Annotated in this window: 20 protein-coding genes and 1 pseudogene; 10 read left to right on the top strand and 11 right to left on the bottom strand. The window is 72.5% G+C overall.

The genetic code is table 11. The annotated features are described in order from the left end of the window. Window positions 1-694: 694 nt before the first annotated feature. The gene (locus AB0C19_RS29675) at window positions 695-1,009 is read right to left on the bottom strand and encodes a MazG-like family protein (protein ID WP_357190615.1); all 315 of its coding nucleotides are present in this window, start codon (window positions 1,007-1,009) and stop codon (window positions 695-697) included. Window positions 1,010-1,198: 189 nt separating this feature from the next. On the opposite strand from AB0C19_RS29675, the gene AB0C19_RS29670 reads away from it, so the two are divergent. Further along, window positions 1,199-2,569, top strand: coding sequence for a DUF6351 family protein (locus AB0C19_RS29670; RefSeq protein WP_357190613.1), 1,371 nt, complete (start codon window positions 1,199-1,201; stop codon window positions 2,567-2,569). Between the two features lie 66 nt (window positions 2,570-2,635). Here AB0C19_RS29670 and AB0C19_RS29665 read toward each other — a convergent pair whose 3' ends face one another. From AB0C19_RS29665 to AB0C19_RS29655, 3 genes are all read right to left on the bottom strand, one after another. Then, entirely contained in the window at window positions 2,636-3,349 is a 714-nt protein-coding gene (locus AB0C19_RS29665) for a hypothetical protein (RefSeq protein ID WP_357190611.1), read from the bottom strand. Window positions 3,350-3,597: 248 nt separating this feature from the next. After that, window positions 3,598-3,777 (bottom strand): hypothetical protein, encoded by a 180-nt coding sequence (locus AB0C19_RS29660; RefSeq protein WP_357190609.1) that lies wholly within the window; start codon window positions 3,775-3,777, stop codon window positions 3,598-3,600. Beyond that, the gene (locus AB0C19_RS29655) at window positions 3,761-4,216 is read right to left on the bottom strand and encodes a VOC family protein (RefSeq protein WP_357190607.1); all 456 of its coding nucleotides are present in this window, start codon (window positions 4,214-4,216) and stop codon (window positions 3,761-3,763) included. Before AB0C19_RS29655 ends, AB0C19_RS29660 begins: the two co-directional genes overlap by 17 nt. 58 nt (window positions 4,217-4,274) lie before the next feature. Between AB0C19_RS29655 and tsaA the strand changes: the two genes are divergently transcribed. Next, complete coding sequence (gene tsaA / locus AB0C19_RS29650) at window positions 4,275-4,703, top strand: tRNA (N6-threonylcarbamoyladenosine(37)-N6)-methyltransferase TrmO (protein WP_357190605.1); 429 nt, start codon at window positions 4,275-4,277, stop codon at window positions 4,701-4,703. 53 nt (window positions 4,704-4,756) lie between these two features. On the opposite strand, the gene AB0C19_RS29645 is transcribed toward tsaA, so the two are convergent. Next, window positions 4,757-5,386: an MBL fold metallo-hydrolase gene (locus AB0C19_RS29645; RefSeq protein ID WP_357190603.1), complete on the bottom strand. Its 630-nt coding sequence runs from the start codon at window positions 5,384-5,386 to the stop codon at window positions 4,757-4,759. Next, window positions 5,383-6,471: an S-(hydroxymethyl)mycothiol dehydrogenase gene (locus tag AB0C19_RS29640; RefSeq protein ID WP_203117359.1), complete on the bottom strand. Its 1,089-nt coding sequence runs from the start codon at window positions 6,469-6,471 to the stop codon at window positions 5,383-5,385. Before AB0C19_RS29640 ends, AB0C19_RS29645 begins: the two co-directional genes overlap by 4 nt. A gap of 185 nt (window positions 6,472-6,656) precedes the next feature. Here AB0C19_RS29640 and AB0C19_RS29635 point away from each other — a divergent pair, with 185 nt between their 5' ends. Together AB0C19_RS29635 and AB0C19_RS29630 are read left to right on the top strand one after the other, a co-directional pair. Then, window positions 6,657-7,076, top strand: coding sequence for a hypothetical protein (locus tag AB0C19_RS29635; RefSeq protein ID WP_355009055.1), 420 nt, complete (start codon window positions 6,657-6,659; stop codon window positions 7,074-7,076). Window positions 7,077-7,102: 26 nt separating this feature from the next. After that, entirely contained in the window at window positions 7,103-8,284 is a 1,182-nt protein-coding gene (locus AB0C19_RS29630; protein ID WP_357190600.1) for a low temperature requirement protein A, read from the top strand. Between the two features lie 7 nt (window positions 8,285-8,291). Here the strand turns inward: AB0C19_RS29630 and AB0C19_RS29625 are convergent, their stop codons facing one another. From AB0C19_RS29625 to AB0C19_RS29605, 5 genes are read right to left on the bottom strand one after another with little or no spacing between them, the layout of a single operon-like run. Next, entirely contained in the window at window positions 8,292-9,203 is a 912-nt protein-coding gene (locus tag AB0C19_RS29625) for an SDR family NAD(P)-dependent oxidoreductase (RefSeq protein ID WP_357190598.1), read from the bottom strand. Between the two features lie 22 nt (window positions 9,204-9,225). Beyond that, the gene (locus AB0C19_RS29620) at window positions 9,226-10,734 is read right to left on the bottom strand and encodes an NAD(P)/FAD-dependent oxidoreductase (protein WP_357190596.1); all 1,509 of its coding nucleotides are present in this window, start codon (window positions 10,732-10,734) and stop codon (window positions 9,226-9,228) included. 59 nt (window positions 10,735-10,793) lie between these two features. Then, on the bottom strand, window positions 10,794-11,339 hold the full coding sequence (locus AB0C19_RS29615) for a PH domain-containing protein (protein WP_357190594.1): 546 nt from the start codon (window positions 11,337-11,339) through the stop codon (window positions 10,794-10,796). A 10-nt stretch (window positions 11,340-11,349) separates the two neighbouring features. Continuing rightward, on the bottom strand, window positions 11,350-11,811 hold the full coding sequence (locus AB0C19_RS29610) for a hypothetical protein (RefSeq protein WP_357190592.1): 462 nt from the start codon (window positions 11,809-11,811) through the stop codon (window positions 11,350-11,352). Then, a complete protein-coding gene (locus tag AB0C19_RS29605) occupies window positions 11,811-12,290 on the bottom strand; it encodes a hypothetical protein (protein WP_357190590.1) in 480 nt (159 codons plus the stop codon). The genes AB0C19_RS29610 and AB0C19_RS29605 overlap by 1 nt, the downstream gene beginning before the upstream one ends. A gap of 44 nt (window positions 12,291-12,334) precedes the next feature. Here AB0C19_RS29605 and AB0C19_RS29600 point away from each other — a divergent pair, with 44 nt between their 5' ends. From AB0C19_RS29600 to AB0C19_RS29575, 6 genes and pseudogenes are all read left to right on the top strand, one after another. Next, window positions 12,335-13,312 (top strand): WYL domain-containing protein, encoded by a 978-nt coding sequence (locus tag AB0C19_RS29600; RefSeq protein WP_357190588.1) that lies wholly within the window; start codon window positions 12,335-12,337, stop codon window positions 13,310-13,312. A 92-nt stretch (window positions 13,313-13,404) separates the two neighbouring features. Further along, the gene (locus tag AB0C19_RS29595) at window positions 13,405-14,037 is read left to right on the top strand and encodes an ATP-binding cassette domain-containing protein (RefSeq protein WP_355009060.1); all 633 of its coding nucleotides are present in this window, start codon (window positions 13,405-13,407) and stop codon (window positions 14,035-14,037) included. Next, a complete protein-coding gene (locus AB0C19_RS29590; RefSeq protein ID WP_357190585.1) occupies window positions 14,034-15,314 on the top strand; it encodes an extracellular solute-binding protein in 1,281 nt (426 codons plus the stop codon). The genes AB0C19_RS29595 and AB0C19_RS29590 overlap by 4 nt, the downstream gene beginning before the upstream one ends. Beyond that, window positions 15,311-17,077 carry a hypothetical protein gene (locus tag AB0C19_RS29585; RefSeq protein WP_357190583.1) on the top strand — a complete coding sequence of 589 codons (1,767 nt, stop codon included), beginning with the start codon at window positions 15,311-15,313 and terminating at the stop codon, window positions 17,075-17,077. Before AB0C19_RS29590 ends, AB0C19_RS29585 begins: the two co-directional genes overlap by 4 nt. A gap of 1,740 nt (window positions 17,078-18,817) precedes the next feature. After that, window positions 18,818-18,958: pseudogene (locus AB0C19_RS29580) on the top strand (hypothetical protein); the annotation flags it as partial. 63 nt (window positions 18,959-19,021) lie between these two features. After that, window positions 19,022-19,459: a hypothetical protein gene (locus tag AB0C19_RS29575; protein ID WP_357190691.1), complete on the top strand. Its 438-nt coding sequence runs from the start codon at window positions 19,022-19,024 to the stop codon at window positions 19,457-19,459. The last annotated feature ends 61 nt before the right edge of the window (window positions 19,460-19,520 follow it).

Genomic DNA, 19,520 nt, shown 5'->3' with positions numbered 1-19,520 from the left:
TGAGCACCTCGTCCGGCGCTGCACTAACAAGGGGGAAAGTCTGAGGGGGTGACACCCGGTGGGGTGTCGGAGTCGGCGACCTGCGAGCGGGGCTCGTGGCGCCGGGACCCTGTGTAACGACCGGGGGGCCAGGGTCATTCCGGGGTCGGCCCGTTCATCGGCACCCTCATCGTGGCGATGCCCGTCGGTCGTTCGTGGTGACCGTAACGACCGGCGGGCCTAGGTCATTCCGGGGTCGGCCCGCCCGTGGGCACCCCGTCGTGGCGGTGCCTGCGGTCGTTCGTGGGGGTCGCAACGACCGAGCGCGGGTCGGCATTCCAACCTGCGCGACCAGCCCTCAGGGATCGGGCGGGCGGTCGGTGGTGCTGCGATCGTCAGGGTATGTAACGACCCCGGCCCGGCCATGATTCCGGCCCACGAGTGCGCCCGGCCACACGCCACAAACACCCACCGGCGGCCAAACGACCCACACGGCAGCCGGCCCATGGCGCCCAACCGGCCCGCACCGGGTGATCCACTCGCCTTCACGGAAGTCGGGGCATCCCGGACTCCCGGACACCGCGACTTCCTGAACCCGAGTCGATCACCAATGAAAGCGACCGGCACGTACCACCCAATGTCGGGCAAATTTCTCAGAGAGGCCCGGCAGGCGACCGCCGGTAAGGGGACGGCAACAGCCGGACGCCAGGGGCGGTCATTGGCCCGTCAGGCGGGAGCGCACCTTTGCGGCGCAGGCGTCCAGAGCTGTCTGCGCGTCCAGCCCGAGGCTCTCGATGGCCACCAACGCGGTGAAGGCGACGTCGGCCAACTCCGCAGCGACGTCCTCGCGGGTGTGGGTGACACCCTTGCGCGGATTCTGCCCGAGCAGACCGATCCAGGCAGCCGAAGCCTCCCCCGCTTCCTCGGTGAGCTTCAGGATGCGGCAGGTCAGCTCGGTCTGCCCGGTGCCGTTCGCCTTGTCCAGCCAGCCGCGTGACGCTCGGGCCGCCTCCCAGATCGACTCGTTCACGACGACCAGTCAACCCGATCGGCCCACCGGCCCGAACGACCGGGTACGGCTGGACCATCCTGTTGACCTGCGGATCAGCGAACCCATTGACACTGGTCGACGGCGGTTCTAGGTTCAGGACGCTACCGGCCGGTAGGCAACCGTCCCGCTGGTCGCCCCCGGGCGACAACCGTCCGATGGGGAGCATCGATGCTGTCCACACCCGTTCGTACCCTCCGCCGCCTGCTCGCCGCCGCCGCCACGCTGACCCTCGCGGTCGGGCTGGCCGGTGCCGCGCCGGCGAGCGCCACAGGTCGCGGCGCGAGGGGCGGCGAGCCGCTGCCCGGCTACACCATCGAGAATCCGCCGTTGGCGCCGCTGGTCGTGGGCGGCAAGCCGACGACCGTACGCCAGGGTGTGCACCGCCACGCCGGGTACATCATCGAGGTCCCCGCCCGGTGGAACGGCGACCTGGTGTTGTGGGCGCACGGCTACCGCGGCCAGGGCACAGTGCTCTCGCCGGAAACGCCGACCTTCGGGCTGCGCCAGCGCCTGCTGGAGCAGGGGTACGCCTGGGCGTCGTCCTCGTACGACCGGAACGGCTTCGACATCCGCTCCGGGGTGCTGGGGACGAAGGATCTCGCCGACCACTTCGGGCGGACGGTCCGCCGGCCGCAGCACACCTACGTCGCCGGGGTGTCGATGGGTGGGTACGTCATCGGTCGTTCGCTGGAGCAGTACCCCGGCTTCTACGACGGCGCGATGCCGATGTGCGGTGTCCTCGGTGATCAGACGTTGCTCGACTTCTACCTGGACTACAACCTGGTCGCGCAGACACTCGCCGGGGTGCCGGCCTATCCCACGCCGGCTGACTATCTGACCAACGCGGTGCCCCGCATCCAGGTGGCGCTCGGCCTGGCCGGACTGACCCCCACCGGGCCGGACACCACGACGGACCGGGGCAAGCAGCTGCGGGCGATCACTGTGAACCGTTCCGGTGGGCCGCGTCCGGGCGCCGACGCCGCGTTCGCGGTCTGGAAGGACTTCCTCTTCTCGATCAGCGTGCCCACCGGGAGCGGCAACTCCCCCGCCCAGCGGCCCGGTCAGCTGTCCACCAACCTGCTCACCCGCTACACCCCGAACAGCCCGGTGAACGTCAACGCGACAGTGCAGCGGGTCGCCCCGGAGAACGTCGTGCAGCGCCTCCTGCCGACGCTGACCGAAGTGCCGCGAATCGCCGGTCGGCCCACCGCGCCGGTGCTCAGCCTGCACGGCCTCGGTGACCTGTTCGTCCCGTTCAGCATGGAGCAGGCGTACGCCGCCGACGTGGCGCGCAACGGTCGCAGCAAGCTGGTGGTTCAGCGGGCGATCCGGGCCACGCAGCACTGCGAGTTCACCCCGGCGGAGGCCGGCGCCGCCTGGGACGACCTGGTGTCCTGGGTACGCACCGGCAAGCGCCCGGCCGGCGACACAGTGACCGACCCGGCGGTGGTGGCCCGACCCGACTACGGCTGCCGGTTCAGCGACCGGGACGCGTACGCGGCCGGTGTCGGCACCCGCCGCCTCTACCCGGCCTGCTGAGGTACGCGGACACGAAGAACCGGCCGGCTCCCGTCGAAGGGAGCCGGCCGGTCTCGTGTGCGGGTGTCACCACATCTGCTGGACGATGTCCGCCGCCTGCTCCTCCCACTGCGCGTACGCGTAGGGGAAGGCGGAGACCTGGACGGTCTGCGCGGCGGTGGTCAGCGGCAGGTCCTGCCAGCCGCCGACGTTCTTGAGTGCGCTGAAGAACGCCGTGGCGGCGTACTCCGGGTCGGTGATCTGGTCGGGCGTGCCCCAACCGGACGACGGACGCTGCTGGAACAGGCCCTGCGAGTCGTGGTCGTTGTACGCGCCGAGGTGGCCGAGGTTGTACAGCTTCGACTCCTGCAGCGAGGTGGCGATGCCGATCACCGCGCCCCGGTCACCGACGCCGGTCTTCTTGGCGGCGTCGACGATGGCCCGGGCGTTGGCCAGTTGCGCGTCGTCGAGCGGTACGCGTGACTGCGCGCCCTCGATGCCGTGCGGGATCAGCTGGGCTCGGCTCGGCTTGCCGGCCGGCGGCTTGCCGGTGGCGGAGCCGGTGGTCAGGCCCGACTCGACGGGCTGCTCGTCCTGACGGGCCGTGGTGGGGGCCTTTCCGGTGGCGCGGTCGATGGCGGCGACGGCGCCCTGGTGCGGTCCGGAGGTGACCGGTGCGGCGACCGCGGTCGGCGCGAGGGCCAGACCACCGAGAGCAGCCACACCCGCCACGCTCAGCGCGGTCTTGCGGTACGAGTCCTTAGCGATGGCGGGGAGCCATCGAGTGAAGTCGACCTTCACGATGGTTGCCCTTTCGATCGTGCGGAGCGCTCCGGGGTGAACACTCCTCGGGAGATGACCGCGGAAAAGGGTTTGGGCTCCGGCGGTACGGGGGACACAACCAGGTTCACGTGTCGGTCATTCCGGAAATGCCGGGGTTCGGGTGGGGTGCGGTCCCGGTCACCCGAGGAAATGGGACGGTCGACGCCACCGCCGGACGGTCACGGCGGGAAACGGACGGTCGGCGCAAGCCGTGACGAGCCGGCAGATCAGGTGCCGTACGGCGTGCCGAGGCGGACCAGCACGTGCCAGAGCTGCTTGAGGTGTTGAAGGGTGTCCGCGATCGGGCGCTCGACCACGGCCATCGACCGCGCGCACGCGACGGCAGCCGTCCGCGCCGGGGTGAGAGCAACGGCGCGCAGGTCGTCCCGTTCAGATGTCGCCGTCATGTCCGGGGTCATCGTCGTCCATCCCGGTGCCCAGCTCTTGGAAGATGGTGATGTGCAGGTCGGCCGGAGCGTCGAGGCGGGAGTTGAGCGACTGCCACGGTGTGCGGGTGGGCGGGGCGACCTCGCTGGCCCCGGCGGCGACCAACCGGGTGGTGGTCGCCGCCGCGTCGTCCACCTCGAAGGCCACCCGGATGCGGGGAGCGACCTGCCGACCCACCTCGACCTCGTCGATCATGCGCTTCTGCGCCGGGTTGGCGATCTCCAGGGTGGCGCGGCCGGCGTCCAGGATCACCACCCGGGCGTCGCCGTCGCCGCTGAACGCCGCCTCCTCGGGCAGGCCGAGTGCGTCGCGGAAGAACGCGACAGCAGCGTCGTGGTCGGCGGCCTCCACCACGAGTCGCAGCTGACGGACGACGGGGGCGGGCGAGTCGGCGGCCATGACCGGGATCCTAGCGTCGCGGCGGGGCTAGGTTGGGACCGTCCAGGAGGGAGCGACGATGGTCGAGGCAGTGAGTGACGACGCGTACCTCCTGCGCCCGGTTGGTCGGGTCGCCTCGTCGCTGACCGAGGCGGCGAGCGCACCACGGCAGGGCGACGAGGGTGCGCCGCCGGCGTGGCTGGTCTTCGACAGACAGGTCGAGCGAGCCGTGCGTGACCTGCGGGTCGGCACGGAAATGCTGGTGCTGACCTGGTTGGACCGTGCCCGACGCGACGTGCTCGCTGTGCACCCACGCGGCGACGCGAACCGTCCGGAGACCGGGGTGTTCAGCACCCGCTCACCGCACCGGCCCAACCCGATCGGGCTGCACCGGGTGCGGGTCCTGGCGGTGGACGGGCTGCGCGTCGAGGTGGCCGACCTGGAGGCCCTCGACGGCACCCCGATCCTCGACGTCAAACCGCTGCTGGGCGCGGCCGACGAACGCTGAGCCCGTCGACCGCGCGCCAACACGTCAGCTCCGACCTGAGACGCCCGCCGGCGTCAGTGACCGCGGTCCAGCCACTCCTGCAGGTGCGGCGACTCCGCGCCGATCGTCGTGTCGTCGCCGTGACCGGTGTGCACGACAGTCTCCGCGGGAAGGGTCAGGAGGCGGGTGCGGATCGACCGGACGATGGTGTCGAAGTCGCTGTACGAGCGGCCCGTCGCGCCCGGGCCGCCGGCGAAGAGCGTGTCGCCGGTGAACACGGCGCCCAGCTCCGGCGCGTGGAAGCTGCACGCCCCGGGGCTGTGTCCGGGGGTGTGCAGCACCCGCAGCGTGGTGCCTCCCACCTCGATGCTCTGCCCGTCGTGCAGCTCGCCGTTGGGCGGCAGGTGCGGGTGGACCATGTCCCAGAGGACCCGGTCGGCGGCGTGCAGGAGCACCGGCGCGCCGGTTGCCTCGGCCAGTTCGGGCACCACCCGGACGTGATCGTCGTGGGCGTGGGTGGCCAGGATCGCCCGGACCTGCCGGTCGCCCACCAGGGCGAGGATCGCCGCCACGTCGTGCGGTGCGTCCAGGACGACGCACTCGCGGTCGTCACCGATCACCCAGACGTTGTTGTCCACGTCGAAGGTCTGCCCGTCCAGGGAGAACGTGCCCGAGGTGACCGCGTGGTCGACGCGGGCGGTCACGGGAACACCACCACCGAGCGGAGCACGTCGCCGTGGTGCATCCGGTCGAAAGCGTTCTCGACCTGGTCGAGCGCGATCTCCTCGGTGACGAACGCGTCGAGGTCGAGCCGGCCCTGCAGGTACAGCTCGGTGAGCATCGGGAAGTCCCGGCTGGGCAGGCAGTCGCCGTACCAACTGGACTTGAGGGCGCCGCCACGTCCGAAGACGTCCAGCAGCGGCAGCTCGATCTGCATCTGCGGGGTCGGTACGCCGACCAGCACCACGGTGCCGGCCAGGTCACGGGCGTAGAACGCCTGCTTCCACGTCTCCGGTCGGCCCACCGCGTCGATCACCACGTCGGCGCCGAAGCCACCGGTGGCGGCACGGATCGCCTCGACCGGGTCGGTCTCGGAGGCGTTAACTGTGTGCGTGGCGCCGAACTTGCGGGCCCAGTCGAGCTTGCGGCTGTCGGTGTCCACCGCGACGATCGTGGTGGCGCCGGCGAGAACAGCACCGGCGACCGCCGCGTCCCCGACGCCGCCGCAGCCGATCACCGCGACCGAGTCGCCCCGGGTGACGTTTCCGGTGTTCATCGCCGCGCCCAGCCCGGCCATCACCCCGCAGCCGAGCAGACCCACTGCTGCGGGTCGGGCCGCCGGGTCGACCTTCGTGCACTGCCCGGCGTGCACCAGGGTCTTCTCGGCGAACGCCCCGATGCCCAGCGCCGGGGCCAGTTCGGTGCCGTCGGTGAGGGTCATCCGCTGGGTGGCGTTGTGGGTGTTGAAGCAGTACCAGGGCCGCCCCCGGCGGCAGGCGCGGCACACCCCGCAGACCGCCCGCCAGTTCAGCACCACGAAATCACCCGGGGCGACGTCGGTGACGCCCTCGCCGACCTGCTCCACGATGCCCGCCGCCTCGTGGCCGAGCAGGAACGGGTAGTCGTCGTTGATGCCACCCTCGCGGTAGTGCAGGTCGGTGTGGCAGACCCCGCACGACTGAATCCGGACGATCGCCTCACCGGGCCCGGGATCGGGCACCACGATGGTGGTGACCTCGACCGGCGCGCCCTTGCTGCGGGAGATGACTCCCCGGACTTCCTGGCTCACTTCGCCTCCTGCTGGTGGTCTGCGGCGGGGCCGGGTGCCGGGGTGGGCGGGTGTGCCACGGGCTCGGCGGTGGGCCCCCGGCGAACCTACCGCGACCACCACGGCCAGCCCAGCCGGCCCGGCGGGTTATCGCGGGCGGTGCGGGGTACGCGGGCCGCATTCGACCACGGCCAACGGGAGTGACAATGAAATTCGCGCACCTGCCGCTGCGGGTCAGCATCGGCGCGTACTTCCTCAACTCGGGTCTGGGCAAGCGCACCCTGGAGGGCACCGCCGCGGAGGGCCTGCACGGGATGGCGGTCGCCGCCATGCCCCAGCTCGGTCAACTGGAGCCGGCGCGTTTCGCCAAGCTCCTGTCGTACTCGGAGATAGCCCTGGGGGCCGCGCTGATCGCGCCGTTCGTCCCGGCGCCCCTGGCCGGGCTCGGCCTGACCGCGTTCGGCGCGGGCCTGGTGCAGCTTTACCTGAAGACGCCCGGGATGCGCGAACCCGGCAGCATCCGCCCGACCCAGCAGGGTGCGGGGCTTGCCAAGGACGTCTGGCTGGTCGGCGCGGGGCTGACCCTGGTGCTGGAGGGGCTGACCCACGGCCGTCGGCGCGGCTGACCCGGCGGGTGGTCTGAGGAACTGCGGTGACCCAACCTCGGCCGGTGCGGCCGTTCTACCGGCCGATGCGGCCACATCGTCGCGACGAGCCGCACCGCACGGCCACGCCGCTGGAGCTCTTCTTCGACCTGTGCTTCGTGGTGGCCGTGGCGCAGGCCGCCGGCAACCTGCACCACGCCGTCTCCGAGGACCAGATCGGACACGCGCTGGCCAGGTACCTGATGGTCTTCTTCGCGATCTGGTGGTCGTGGATGAACTTCACCTGGTTCGCCTCGGCCTACGACACCGACGACGATCTCTACCGGATCACCACGCTGGTACAGATCGCCGGAGCGTTGATCATCGCCGCCGGGGTGACCCCGGCATTCACCGACGGCGATTTCGCTGTGATCACCTACGGGTACGTGGTGATGCGGCTGGCCGCCGTCGTGCACTGGAGTCGAGCGGCGATCGGCGACCCCGCGCACCGGGCGGCGGCGCGCCGCTACGCGATCGGCGTGACGGTGGTGCAGCTCGGGTGGCTGCTGCGGTTGGTGCTGCCCGGCGAGTGGGGCATCGCGGCGTTCGTGCTGCTGGCGCTGGCCGACCTGCTGGTGCCGGCGGTGGCCGAACGCCCCGGGATGACCCCGTGGCACCCCGCGCACATCACCGAGCGGTACGGGCTGTTCACCCTGATCGTGCTCGGTGAGGCGGTGACGGCCGTGTCGTTGGCGATCCAGGACGGGCTCGACGCCGGGGAACACGACCTCTGGTCGCTCGCGGCGGCCGGCGCTGTCATCGTGTTCGCGCTCTGGTGGCTCTACTTCGATCGGCCGAACAAGGCTCCCGACCGGCAGCCGTACTCCCTGATCTGGGGTTATGGCCACTACCTGATCTTCGCGGCGATCGCCGCAGCCGGCGCGGGCCTGAGCGTGTCGGTGGACTACGAGCGGCACCTCGCGCACGTCTCGGAGAGGACCGCCGGGTACGCGGTGGCCGTCCCGGTCGCCGTCTTCCTGCTCACTGTCTGGGTGCTGCACGTACGCCGGCAGCAGCACGGCGCTGTGGTCGTCGCCTTCCCGGCCGTCGCGCTGCTGGCACTGCTCGCGCCGCTCGGTCCGGCGCCGGTGTACGCGGTGGCGGCGCTGCTTGTCGCTCTCGTGGCACTGACAGTGGTCATGCGCACCCGCGAGGTGGCCCCGAGCGCGACGGTGGCCGACCCGGCCTGAACCGCTGTCACGCCACCTCACGGGCCGGGTCGGCGAGGGTCTCGGCGGGGCGTTGCGTGGGAATGTCGGAAGCGGGCGGCGCCGGGCGGACCACGCCCCGGTTCAGGCCGGTGACCAGAAGCCTGTTGTACGAGGCCGGCAGGACCCGGGCCAGCAGGTCGGGCAGCTTCGCCGACCAGCCGATCAACACCCGGCCCCGACGTCGCTCGACGCCGCGCAGGATCACCTCGGCGGCCCGTTCCGGCGCGATGGTCAGCAGCTTCTCGAACTGCGCCCGGCCGGCCGCGTACTCGTCGTGGGAGACGCCACTGCCGATCCGGGCGTTCTCGGTGATCCGGGTGCGGATGCCGCCGGGGTGCACCGAGGTCACTCCGATCCCGTCGTCGACAAGCTCGTGGCGCAACGCCTCGGTGAAGCCGCGTACGGCGAACTTGCTCGCCGCGTACGCGGTCTGCCCGGCCGGCGCGATCAGCCCGAACAGGCTGGAGATGTTGACCAGGTGCGCGCCCGGCTCGGCCCGGAGGGTGGGCAGCAGGGCGTGGGTCAGCTGCGCCACGGCCCGGAAGTTGACGTCGATCACCCAGCTGAACTCGTCGAACGTCACCTGGTCGAACCGGCCGCCGAGGCCCACGCCGGCGTTGTTTATCAGCAGGCGTATCCGCGGGTGCCGCTGGCCGATCTCCGCGGCCAGCTGGGCGGTGGCGGTCTGGTCGGCGAGATCCACCAGGTACGTGGCGAGCTGACGATCCGGGTGGTCGGCGCGGATCGCTGTCGTGACCGCGTCCAGTCGCTCGGCGTCGCGGTCCAGCAGGACCAGATCGCTGCCTCGGCGGGCCAGCGCGTGGGCGAGCGCGGCGCCGATGCCGCTGGCCGCCCCGGTGACCACTGCGGTCGCGCCGGTGAAGTCGAACCTCTGCACGATCGTGCTCCTCTGCTGGCGGTTACCGACGCTCGGACGCGACGGGACGTCCGATGCGGTCAGGTTCTGTCACCCCGCCGACGCGGGAGAACCGCACACCCTCGTCGGTGAGCCGGCCGTGCCGCATCAGCAACACGTCGCGGGCGTAGTTCTGGTGCAGCCGCCACGGCGCTGTCGCACCCTGTTTGGGCAGCGTGTCGACAGCGCGCAGCACGTAGCCGGAGCGCAGGTCGATCAACGGCACCCGCTCGTCGTCGGGCGGCGGGAGCGGGGTGACGACCTGCTGGCCGGTGCGGTCGAGGTGCCGCAGCAGTCGGCAGACGTAACCGGCGACCAGGTCGGCCTTGAGCGTCCACGACGCATTGGTGTAGCCGAGGGTCAGCGCGAAGTTCGGCACACCGGAGAGCATCATGCCCTTGTAGGCCACCGTGTTCGGCAGGTCTACGCCGACACCGTCCACCCGCAGCGTCAGGCCACCGAGGGCGAGCAGGTTGAGCCCGGTCGCGGTGACCACGACGTCGGCGGGCACCTCCGCGCCGGAGGCCAGTCGGACACCGTTCGCGGTGAAGGTGTCGATGGAGTCGGTGACCACCGACGCGGTGCCCTCACGCACGGCCGTGAACAGGTCGCCGTCGGGTGCCACGCAGAGCCGCTGGTCCCAGGGGTCGTAGCGGGGCGAGAAGTGCCTGTCGACGTCGTACCCCACCGGCAGCCGACTCCGCGCGGCCCGGCGCAGCACCCGCTTCACCAGGCCGGGCGCACGCCGGCTGAGTTGGAAGTTGACTGTGGACAGCAGCACGTTCTTCCAGCGCACCACCGGATACGCGGCCTTCGCCGGCAGCCAACGCCGCAACGCGTCGGCCAGCCGGTCGCGGGCGGGCAGCGCCAGAACGTACGTCGGTGAGCGCTGGATCATGGTCACGTGCGCGGCCCGCTGCGCCATCGCCGGCACCAGTGTGACCGCCGTGGCGCCGCTGCCGATCACGACCACCCGCTTGCCGGTGTGGTCGAGGTCGTCGGGCCAGTGCTGCGGGTGCACCAGCCTCCCGGCGTACGCGTCGACACCGGGCAGGGGCGGGGTGTAACCCTCGTCGTAGCGGTAGTAGCCGGCGCAGGCGAAGAGGAACGAGCAGGTCAGCACCACGATCTCGGCGGTGTCGGTGCGCTGGGCGTGCACCGTCCAGCGGGCGGTGTCGCTGTCCCACTCGGCACGCAGCACCCGGTGGCGGAAGCGGACGTGCCGCGGCACGTCGTACTCCCCGGCGGTCTCGCGCACGTACTCCCGGATGGTCGTGCCGTCGGCGATGGCCTTCGGCGCGGTCCACGGCTTGAACGAGTAGCCGAGGGTGAACATGTCCGAGTCGGAGCGGATGCCCGGGTAGCGGAACAGGTCCCAGGTGCCGCCGATCGCGTCGCGCGCCTCCAGCACCGCGTACGTCTTGTCGGGGCAGTTCCGGCGAAGGTGGCAGGCGGCGCCGATGCCGGACAGGCCGGCGCCGATGATCAGCACGTCGACGTGGTCGGAGGCCATCGCGTTCCTCCATCCGGGGCGGTGTCCGGACCCTAACACCGCACCCGTTTGGCCGGAAACTACCGCGAGACCACGCCCCGGCCGTCCAGCTGACCTCCGGGACGTCCCCGGGCGGCACGCTGCTCGGCCAGCCGGACGAGCAGTTGGTCGAAGTCCGCCACGGTAAGTACCGGCCCGTTGTTCTTCCGCAGTGTCCCGCTCTTGGACCGCCGCTGCACGGCCGACTCGAACGCCCCGTCGGTCGTGTGTACCCAGCAGGCGAGGCGGGCCGTGGGCCCGCCGAGGAACAGCGCTGGACTCGCCTCGAACCGGGTCACCTGTGACCAGGGCAGGGTGCGGGTGGAGAACACGTGCCGGAGCCGGACGCCCCGGTCGTTGACGTAGATCCCGGTCAGGTGCAACCGGAAGACGAAGGTCAGCCACACCCCCATGAAAAAGAACGCGCCGGCCATGCCCAGGGCGGTCCGCGCGTCGATCTCGCCCTGGATCAGCGCCCGCCCGACGAAGAGCGACGTCGTCGCGGCCGCGGTGCACCCCACCAGCAGCATGAACCCGGTGAACACCTGGCGGGCGCCCCACGGGTCCATCCGCTGCCATTTCCGCATGGCCTGGAGGCTAGTCCTCCGATGCTCGGGTGAAGTCCATGACCCAGTTGGTCTCCCAGGTCTGCTCGCCGTCGACCGAGAACGCCTGCTCCCAGCGGGCGGTGGTCGCGCTGATGCCCGACCAGATGAACCGGCACCGGACCGGGCGCCCCTCGTGCTGGTCGTCGGCGTAGAAGTGGCCGACCCCGTCGACGAAGCGGCCCACCATCGGCGGCAGCCCCAGCACGCCGTCGACGCTGCTCACCCAGTAGATCGACCACTCCTCGCGAGCCGGGTCGAAGACCCGGATCGTGGCGCCAGCGGAGCCCTTGGTGGGGAACGTGATCTCGTCGAAGTGACCGCCGCCGGCGAAGAAGCCGTGCGCCACCGACACCCCGGGGAACTCCTCCCACTCGTCGGAACCGACCAGCCGCTTGCGCAGCCGCCGGTTGACCACGTTCCAGGTGCCCACAAAGAAGTCGAAGTCGCCCATCAGCGGCCCACCGGCCCTTCCGCTCGCGTGTCACGCAGATAATCGGTCAGATTCGGACCCTCCGGCAGCAGCATGTGCCGGACCCAGGCGGCCCGCTCGTGTTCCAGGACCGCCAACTCCCAGACGCAGCCCACCGCCGGGCGGCGTAGGTGGACGAAGTGTGCCGGGTCGTCGTCGGGACAGTCCAGTGCCGGCTGCCCGGCAGCGGCGACACGGACCTCCACCGCGTTGTCCCACACCCAGCTGTACGCCAGCAGATAGGCGCCGGTGTCCGCGCCCCGGTGCAGCACCACCCACCCGGCGGCCGGGGTGCCGTCGTCGACGACGTCGGCCAGCAGGTCGGGGAGCAGGTCGTACGCGGCCTTCTCCACCTCGGGTTCGATAGGTCGCTCTGGCTGGTCTATGTGGTAGCGCTTGAATTGCCGGCCGCCGATCAGCACTGGTCCGGGCGTTCGTAGTTCCTTGTCGCGAAATGCCATGCCGGGACGGTAGGACGGGTCCCCTGACAACTAGTGTCAGTGGAGTGCGGGCTTCTCGACTTCTCTCCGTCCTGCTGCTGCTCCAGTCGCACGGGCGGTTGACCGCCACGCAGCTCGCCGAGCGGTTGGCCGTCTCTCCCCGCACCATCTACCGGGACGTCGAGTCGCTGCACGCCGCCGGCATCCCGCTCTACGGCGAGGCCGGGCACGCCGGCGGCTACCAACTGGTCGACGGCTGGCGGACCCGACTGACCGGGCTGACCGCCGAGGAGGCCGACCGGCTGTTCCTCGCCGGGCTGCCCGGCCCCGCCGACGAGTTGGGCTACGGCGACGCGGTGGCGGCGCTGCAACTCAAGCTGCACGCCGCGCTCCCCGCGCCGCTGCGCGACCGGGCGACCCGACTGCAACAACGCTTCCACCTGGACACTCCCGGGTGGTACGCCGATGGCGACGCCTCCCCCGAGCTGGCCCGCACTGCGGAGGCGGTCTGGCGGCAACACCGCGTCGAGGTGCGCTACCGCGGCTGGAACGGCGAGGTGACCCGGGTCCTGGAGCCGTACGGCCTGGTGCTCAAGGGCGGCCGTTGGTACGTGGTGGCCGACCAGCCCGGCCGGGGCGCGCCGGCGACCTACCGGGTCAACCAGATCCTCGCGTTGACCCCACTGGCGGAGGGGTTCGACCGACCGGCCGACTTCGACCTGCCGTCCTGGTGGCGGGCGCACGTGGTGCAGTTCCGGGCCCGGCTGCACCGCGACGAGGCCCACGTCCGGCTCTCCCCCGCCGGGCGGGAGCGGTTGCGCGAGGTCGGCAGCGATCCGGTGGTGACAGCGATGGACACCAGCGCCGGGCCACCGGACGCGCGGGGCTGGGTGACAGCGGTCCTGCCGATCGAGTCGCTCACCCACGCCCACGGTGAGCTGCTGCGCCTCGGCGCCGACGTCGAGGTGCTGGCCCCGGCGGCGCTTCGCGAACGGCTGGCCGCCACGGCGGCCGGGCTCGCGGCGCTCTACTCCCCCACCTGAACAGCCCCGACCGTCTCCACAGTGGAAGCGTCGGGGGCGTCGATTGTCGTCACGGTGTGCCACCCTGGGACGGTCATCAATGGTCACCGGAGGTGAGGGCCACGTTACGGCTACGCGCACTGGTCGCCGTCCCCGGCACCGGGCCGGTGACCCTCGACGTTCCCGCCGGCACGCTCGCCGCCCTGGTGGCGCCGCCCCGGTTCGGCACTGCGGTCGCCCGGGTGCTGGCCGGGCTGGCCCCGCCGGTGACCGGTCGCGTCCTCGTCGGCGACCGGGACGTCACCAGCCTGCCGCCGCCCCGCCGGCAGATCGGCTACGTGCCCGCCGGTGGCGCGCTGCTGCCACAGCTCACAGTGCGGCGCAACATCGAGTACGGCCAGCGCAAACGCGAACGTGTGCACGAGGTGGCCAACGACTGGACGGCCACAGTGGTCGACCGGCTCGAGTTGGCGCTCTCCCTGGCCCTGCTGCCACATCAGATCTCCGACGCCCAGCGGTTCCGGGTGGCGCTCGCCCGAGCGGCGGCCTGCCTGCCCGAGGTGCTGGTGGTCGACCTGCCGGCCGGTTCGGCGGGCGACAGCCGCCTCGGTGACCTGATGCCTCGCCTCTCGCCGCCGGACGCCCCCGGCGTGGCGGTGCTGGTCTGCACCGCCGACCCGGCCACCCTGGCGGAGATACCGGTGCGGCACGAGCTGGTCACCGAGCCGAGCGAGGCGGCCCGATGAGGCCGGCCGCCCGGGTGAGTCGGCGTACGCTGCTGCGCGCCGCCGCCGCCACGGGCGCCACCGCCCTGGCGGCCGGCTGCTCCGGCGGTAGCCGGTCGGTGCAGGTCGCCGTGGTCTGGAGCACCAGCGAACTGGACCGGTTCCGCGAGGTCGTCGCCGGCTACCCCGCCCCGGTGCAGGTGATCAGCGCCGGCAACGACATCGACGCGTTCCTGCGTGCCCGACACCTCGCCGGCACCAGCCCGGACGTGGCGATCCTGCCGCGCCCCGGCCTGGTCACCGAGTACGCCCAGCGCGGCTGGCTGAGCCCGGTGCGCGCGTCCACCGAGTACGCCGTGCCCGCCGGTCTGGGCGAGCTGCTGACGGCCGAGGGCCAGCGCTACGGCGTCTGGGTCAAGGCGGCGCACAAGTCGCTGGTCTGGCACCTGCCCTCGATGCTGCCCGTGCAGCCGGCCAACTGGGACGCGCTGGTCCGGCGGACCCGGGAGCTCGGTGCGCTCGCCAGGCGCGACGGCGGGCCGGCGCCCCTGGCCATCGGCGCCGCCGACGGCTGGGTGCTCACCGACTGGTTCGAGAACGTGCTGGCCGACATGGCACCCGAGAGTTACAACGCCCTGGGCCGGCCGGACGCCGACTGGCAGGGCAGACCGGTGCGCGAGGCGCTGGACCGGCTCGCCGGGTTGTGGAGCATCAACGGGGCGTTCGTCGGCGGCGGTCGCCGCGCCCTGCTCACCCAGTACGAGGAGTCGGTGATCCAGGTGGTGCACACGAAGCGGGCGGTGATGCTCGTCGGAGCCGACTTCACCGCCGACGTCGCCGACCCGTTCCAGCGCGGCCCGGAGGCACCTGTCACGTTCCGGTTCCCGGGCGCCCAGCCGGGCGGCGGCCCGCTGATCGTCGGCGGGGACGCGGCGGTGGCGTTCGCCGACGCCCGGGGTGGAGTCGAGCTGGTCGAGTGGCTCACCAGGGCCGACTCGTTCCAGCCGTGGCTGCGCGACGGCGGCTACCTCTCGCCCAACACCAACGTCGCGATCGGCAGCTACCGGGATCGCGTCGGCCAGGGTCTCGCCGAGGAGATGCGGGCCCCCGGCACCCTGCGTTTCGATCTCTCCGACCAGTTGCCCGGCGCGTTCACCGGCTCGGACGGGGTCGGCATCTGGCGGATCATGCAGGGCTTCTTCGCCGACGTCACCGACGGGGTCCGCGCCAGCGAGGCGATCCGCCGGGCCACCGGCCTGCTCGCCGCGGCGGCCCGCAGCGCGGGGGGCGGCCGATGAGCCAGGTGCGGGTCCTCGGCGAGCTGGCGGTCCTCGACGACGTCGGTCCAGCTCGGCGCGGTCGGGCCTATCCGGCGGCGGGGGCCACGTCGGCCCTGCTGCTGCCGGCCGCGGTGCTGCTCGGCGGGCTGGTGCTGTGGCCGGTGCTGCGGACCATGCACGCCAGCGTCACCACCGACGGTCGCTGGGTCGGCGCGGCGCACTTCCGGAACGCGCTCGCCGCCCCGGGCACCGGCGCGGTGGTCGGTCGGACGGTCCTCTGGGCGCTGCTGGTGCCGGCGGTGGTGACGGCACTGGGCTATCTGCTCGCCGCCGCGTCCCGCCGTTCCGAGGAGGGCGGCCTGGTCCGGTTGATCCTCCTGGTGCCGGTGGCGTTGCCGCTGGTGGTCACCGGGGTCACCTTCCGGCTGATGTACGACCCGGACCCGAGCCGGGGGCTGGCCACACTGGTCGCGACCCGACTGGCCGGCCGCTCGGTCGAGGACGCGCCGCAGTTGCTCGGGCCGGGAATGGTCACCGTCGCGTTGATGTCGGCGTTCGTCTGGGCCTGGGTCGGGTTGGCGGTGCTGGTCTTCCGCTCCGCGCTGGACGCGGTGCCGCCGAGCCTCGCCGACGCGGTCCGCGCCTACGGCGGTACGCGTCGCCACGTGCTGTGGGACGCGCAGTGGCGGCCACTGCTGCTGCGGACGACCGCCGTGGTTTTCGCGTTGGTGGCGGTCGGCACCAGCCGCACGTTCGACCTCATCCTGGTGATGACCCCAGGTTCGGTCCGCGACGAGGCCTCGGTGCTGGCGCTGCGGATCTGGCAGACGTCCGGGGGCACCACCACCGGCGACGGCGCCGCGCTCGGCGTGGTGTGGCTGGTGGCGGTGATCGGCGGGATCATGGTGGCCGCGCTCTTCGTCCGGCAGGCCTGGCCCCCGCCGCGCGTCGAGGCGGCACCGGAGCCCACCCCGGTCGCCCCGCCTCGGCGGGTGTTCCGGCTGCTCGCGGCGGGTGCCGCCATCGCCTGGCTGGTGCCGCTGGCGGTGCTGGTCGCCACGTCGGCGCACGGCCGGGTGGACGCCGCCGCGCGCGGCTGGTGGTCAACGCCGCCGAGTGGCGAGTCCTACCGCGACCTGGTCACCGGCACCGAGCTGTGGCGCACGCTGGGCTTCACCCTGCTGCTGGCCACCGCGGTGACCGCCACGGTGCTGGTGGTCGCGCTGCTGGCCGCGTACCCGTTGGCCTGGCTGACCGGGCCGGCCGCGCAGGCCACCGGGCTGCTGCTGCTGGCGGCCAGCGTCGTGCCGATCCAGGTCATCGCCGGGCCGGTCAACGAGGTGCTGGGCCTGGTCCTCTCCTCCGGCACGGCACAGGGCCTGGCCCTGGTGCACATCGCGCTGGGTGTGCCGTTCGCGGTGCTGGTGCTGCGCAACGCGTTCGCCGACCTGCCGGTGGAGCAGGTCCGCGACGCCCGGTTGGGCGGGCGTCGGTGGTGGCACACCCTGCGCCGGTTGGCCCGGCACAACCTGTCGGCGGTGGTGGCGGTCTCCGTACTGGAGTTCGTCCAGGTTTGGAACGACCTGGTGGTGGGACGACTGTTCGGTGGGCCGGGGTCGTCGCCGCTCGGGCCGTTCCTGGCCGAGCAGACCCGCAGCTTCGTGAGCAACAGTGGGGCGCTGGCCGCCAGCTCGGTGCTCGCCTCGGTGCTGCCGGTGGTGCTGGTGGTCCTCTCGCGGCGGCACCTGGTCGCCGGGCTCGTCTCCGGAGGTGTGCGGTGACCGGGCCGGGTGGTTCGCGTGGCGGCTCGCGGTGGCCGGCGCTGATCGCGATCGGCGGCGTGGTCGGCAGCGTCCTCGCCAACGTGGCCAGCAACCTGGCCGGCAACGTCCTCTCCGAGCTGGCGGCCAGCGTGCTCGGGCCGGTGACCATCGTGCTGGCCTCCGGCGGCGTCGTCGGTTACGTGGTGTACGAGGTGCGCCGCCGCCGAGGTGGCCGGGAGGTCGACCCCGAGCCGACGGAGGTGCTCACCACCCCCGCCGCCGGGGCGCCCAATCTGCCCTACACGGCCGAGTTCACCGGTCGTGAGGAGCACGTCGACGCACTGGTCGGTCTGCTCACCCGGGAGCACGCCGTGGCGGTTCTGGGCCGACGCGCGGTGGGCACCTCCGCGTGCGCGGTGCAGGCCGCGAACGAGTGCCGGGAGGACTTCCCCGACGGGCAGTACTACCTCGACCTGCGGCGGCGCGGCCGACCCCGCTCGGCCCGGCAGGTGCTCACCGCACTGGCCCGGATCCTGGGCACCGCCCCGCCGACATCCGGCCGGCCGGATGCGCTCGCCGCCGCCGCCGACGCGCTGCGCCGTCAGCTCGACGGTCGCAAGATCGTGCTGGTGCTGGACAACGTCGACCGTCCCGACCAGGTCCGGCCACTGTTACCGCCCACCGCGCGCACCTGCCGCCTGTTGCTCGCCGGTGGTCCGGCGCTGGTCGGTCTGGAGGGTGTGGTCGCGCACTGGATCGCCGAACCGGGCACGTCCGAGGCGGTGGAGCTGTTCGCGACGGCGGGCGGGGCCGCGCCCGCCGCCCGGGTCCGTCGCGCCGATCCGCGCACCGATCCTGCGGTACGCGAGATCGTCGACCTGTGCGGGCGGCAACCGCGTACCGTCCGCGCGCTCGGTTATCGCACCGCTCAGCACGGCTGGCGGCACTCCGACGTGCTGGACGCGCTGCGCCGCGCGGTGCAGACGCCACCGCACCAGCGGCTCGCCGTCTCACCGGCGGCCCGCCTGGTCACCGAACGGGACATCGCGTACCGGGTGTTGCCCCGCCAGGCCCGACGGTTGTACCGGCTGATGTCGCTGGTCCCCGCCCCGGTGGACCGGCCCACCATCGCCGCGCTGGCCGGGCGGCACCCCGAGCTGGTGACCGCACTGCTCGACCGGTTGGCAGCGGCGGCGTTCGTGGTCGGCGCGCCCGGCGACCGGTACGAGATCCGCCCTCTGCTGGCCGGCAGCGCCCGACTGCACCTGCGGGACGCGGATCCGGTCCGGGCCCGGGTCGCCGCGCAGGCCCGACTGACCCGGCACCTGGCCCGCCGGGCCGAACGGCACGCGGCCAACCTGGCGGTGCTCGGCTCACCGGGAGACCGGGAGTGGTCGCTGCCGCTGGACGACGACCCGTACGGCTGGTTCGACCTGCACCAGGAGCTGCTGCTGGCGGTGGTGCGGGTGCCGGCCGGCGCCAAGGAGACACTGCCCCGCCGGGTCCGTCGGTGGTGGTTCCGGTTGGCAGTGGCGCTGTGTGGGTGGCTGGCGTACGCCGAGCGGCTCGACGAGTGGGAGCAGGTCTGTCGCACCGTGCTGGCCACCCCCGACCGCCGACGACCGTCCGGAGATCGCCGGGTGGGCGCACAACGAGTTGGGGGTGCTGCGTCGACGCCGGCACGACCCGCAGGGGGCGGCGGCCGCGCTCACCCTCGCGGTCAACGAGCGGGGGCGGCGGGGCAACGCCCAGGCGCGGATGAACCTCGGCCTGGCCCTGCTCGACCTGGGGCAGCTCGACGACGCGGTGGAGCACCTGGAGATGTCCCGCCGACACCGCTCCGGCGCCGACCGGGCCGGGCACGCCCTCACCGAGCTGGGCCTGGGCGCGGCCCAGTTGGCCCGGGGCGAACCGGACACCGCGCACCACCACCTGGTTCGGGCGGCCAACACGTTCCGGTCGGTGGGTGACGCGCGGGGGTACGCGGCGGCGCTGACGAACCTGGTGCTGGTGCACGCGGCGCTCGGCGAGCACCTGGACGCCGCCCAGGCGTGGCGGGCCGCACTGCGCGAGTACGAGTCGGTAAACGACCCGACGAGCCGGGCGACGGCGCTGCTCAACGCCGGGGCGACGCTGCTGAGCAGCACTCCGGGGCAGGCGCGGACGGCGTACGAGCTGCTGGCCGAGAGCCGCCGGCTGCGCGAGGAGACCCGGCCGACCGCCGGGCTGGCACGTACCCTGCTCTACCTGGGTGACGCCTGCGCCGCGCTAGGCGACCAGGCCGACGCGCGGCGGCACTGGGCGGACGCGGCGGCGGTGGCCGAGGAGGTCGCCGACGCCCAGGGGCTGGCCGCCGCCGACGCCCGACTGGAGGACGACGCCGACACCCGAGTGACGTAGGTCGCCCACTGTAGCCGCTGGCACAGGTCTGGGAGACTGGACTCTAAATTTGCTTCGCTAC

Source organism: Micromonospora sp. NPDC048842 (genome assembly GCF_040649935.1).
In the GTDB taxonomy this organism is placed as follows: Bacteria; Actinomycetota; Actinomycetes; order Mycobacteriales; family Micromonosporaceae; genus Micromonospora; species Micromonospora hortensis.
This window is presented reverse-complemented; position numbering and strand designations above follow the sequence as displayed.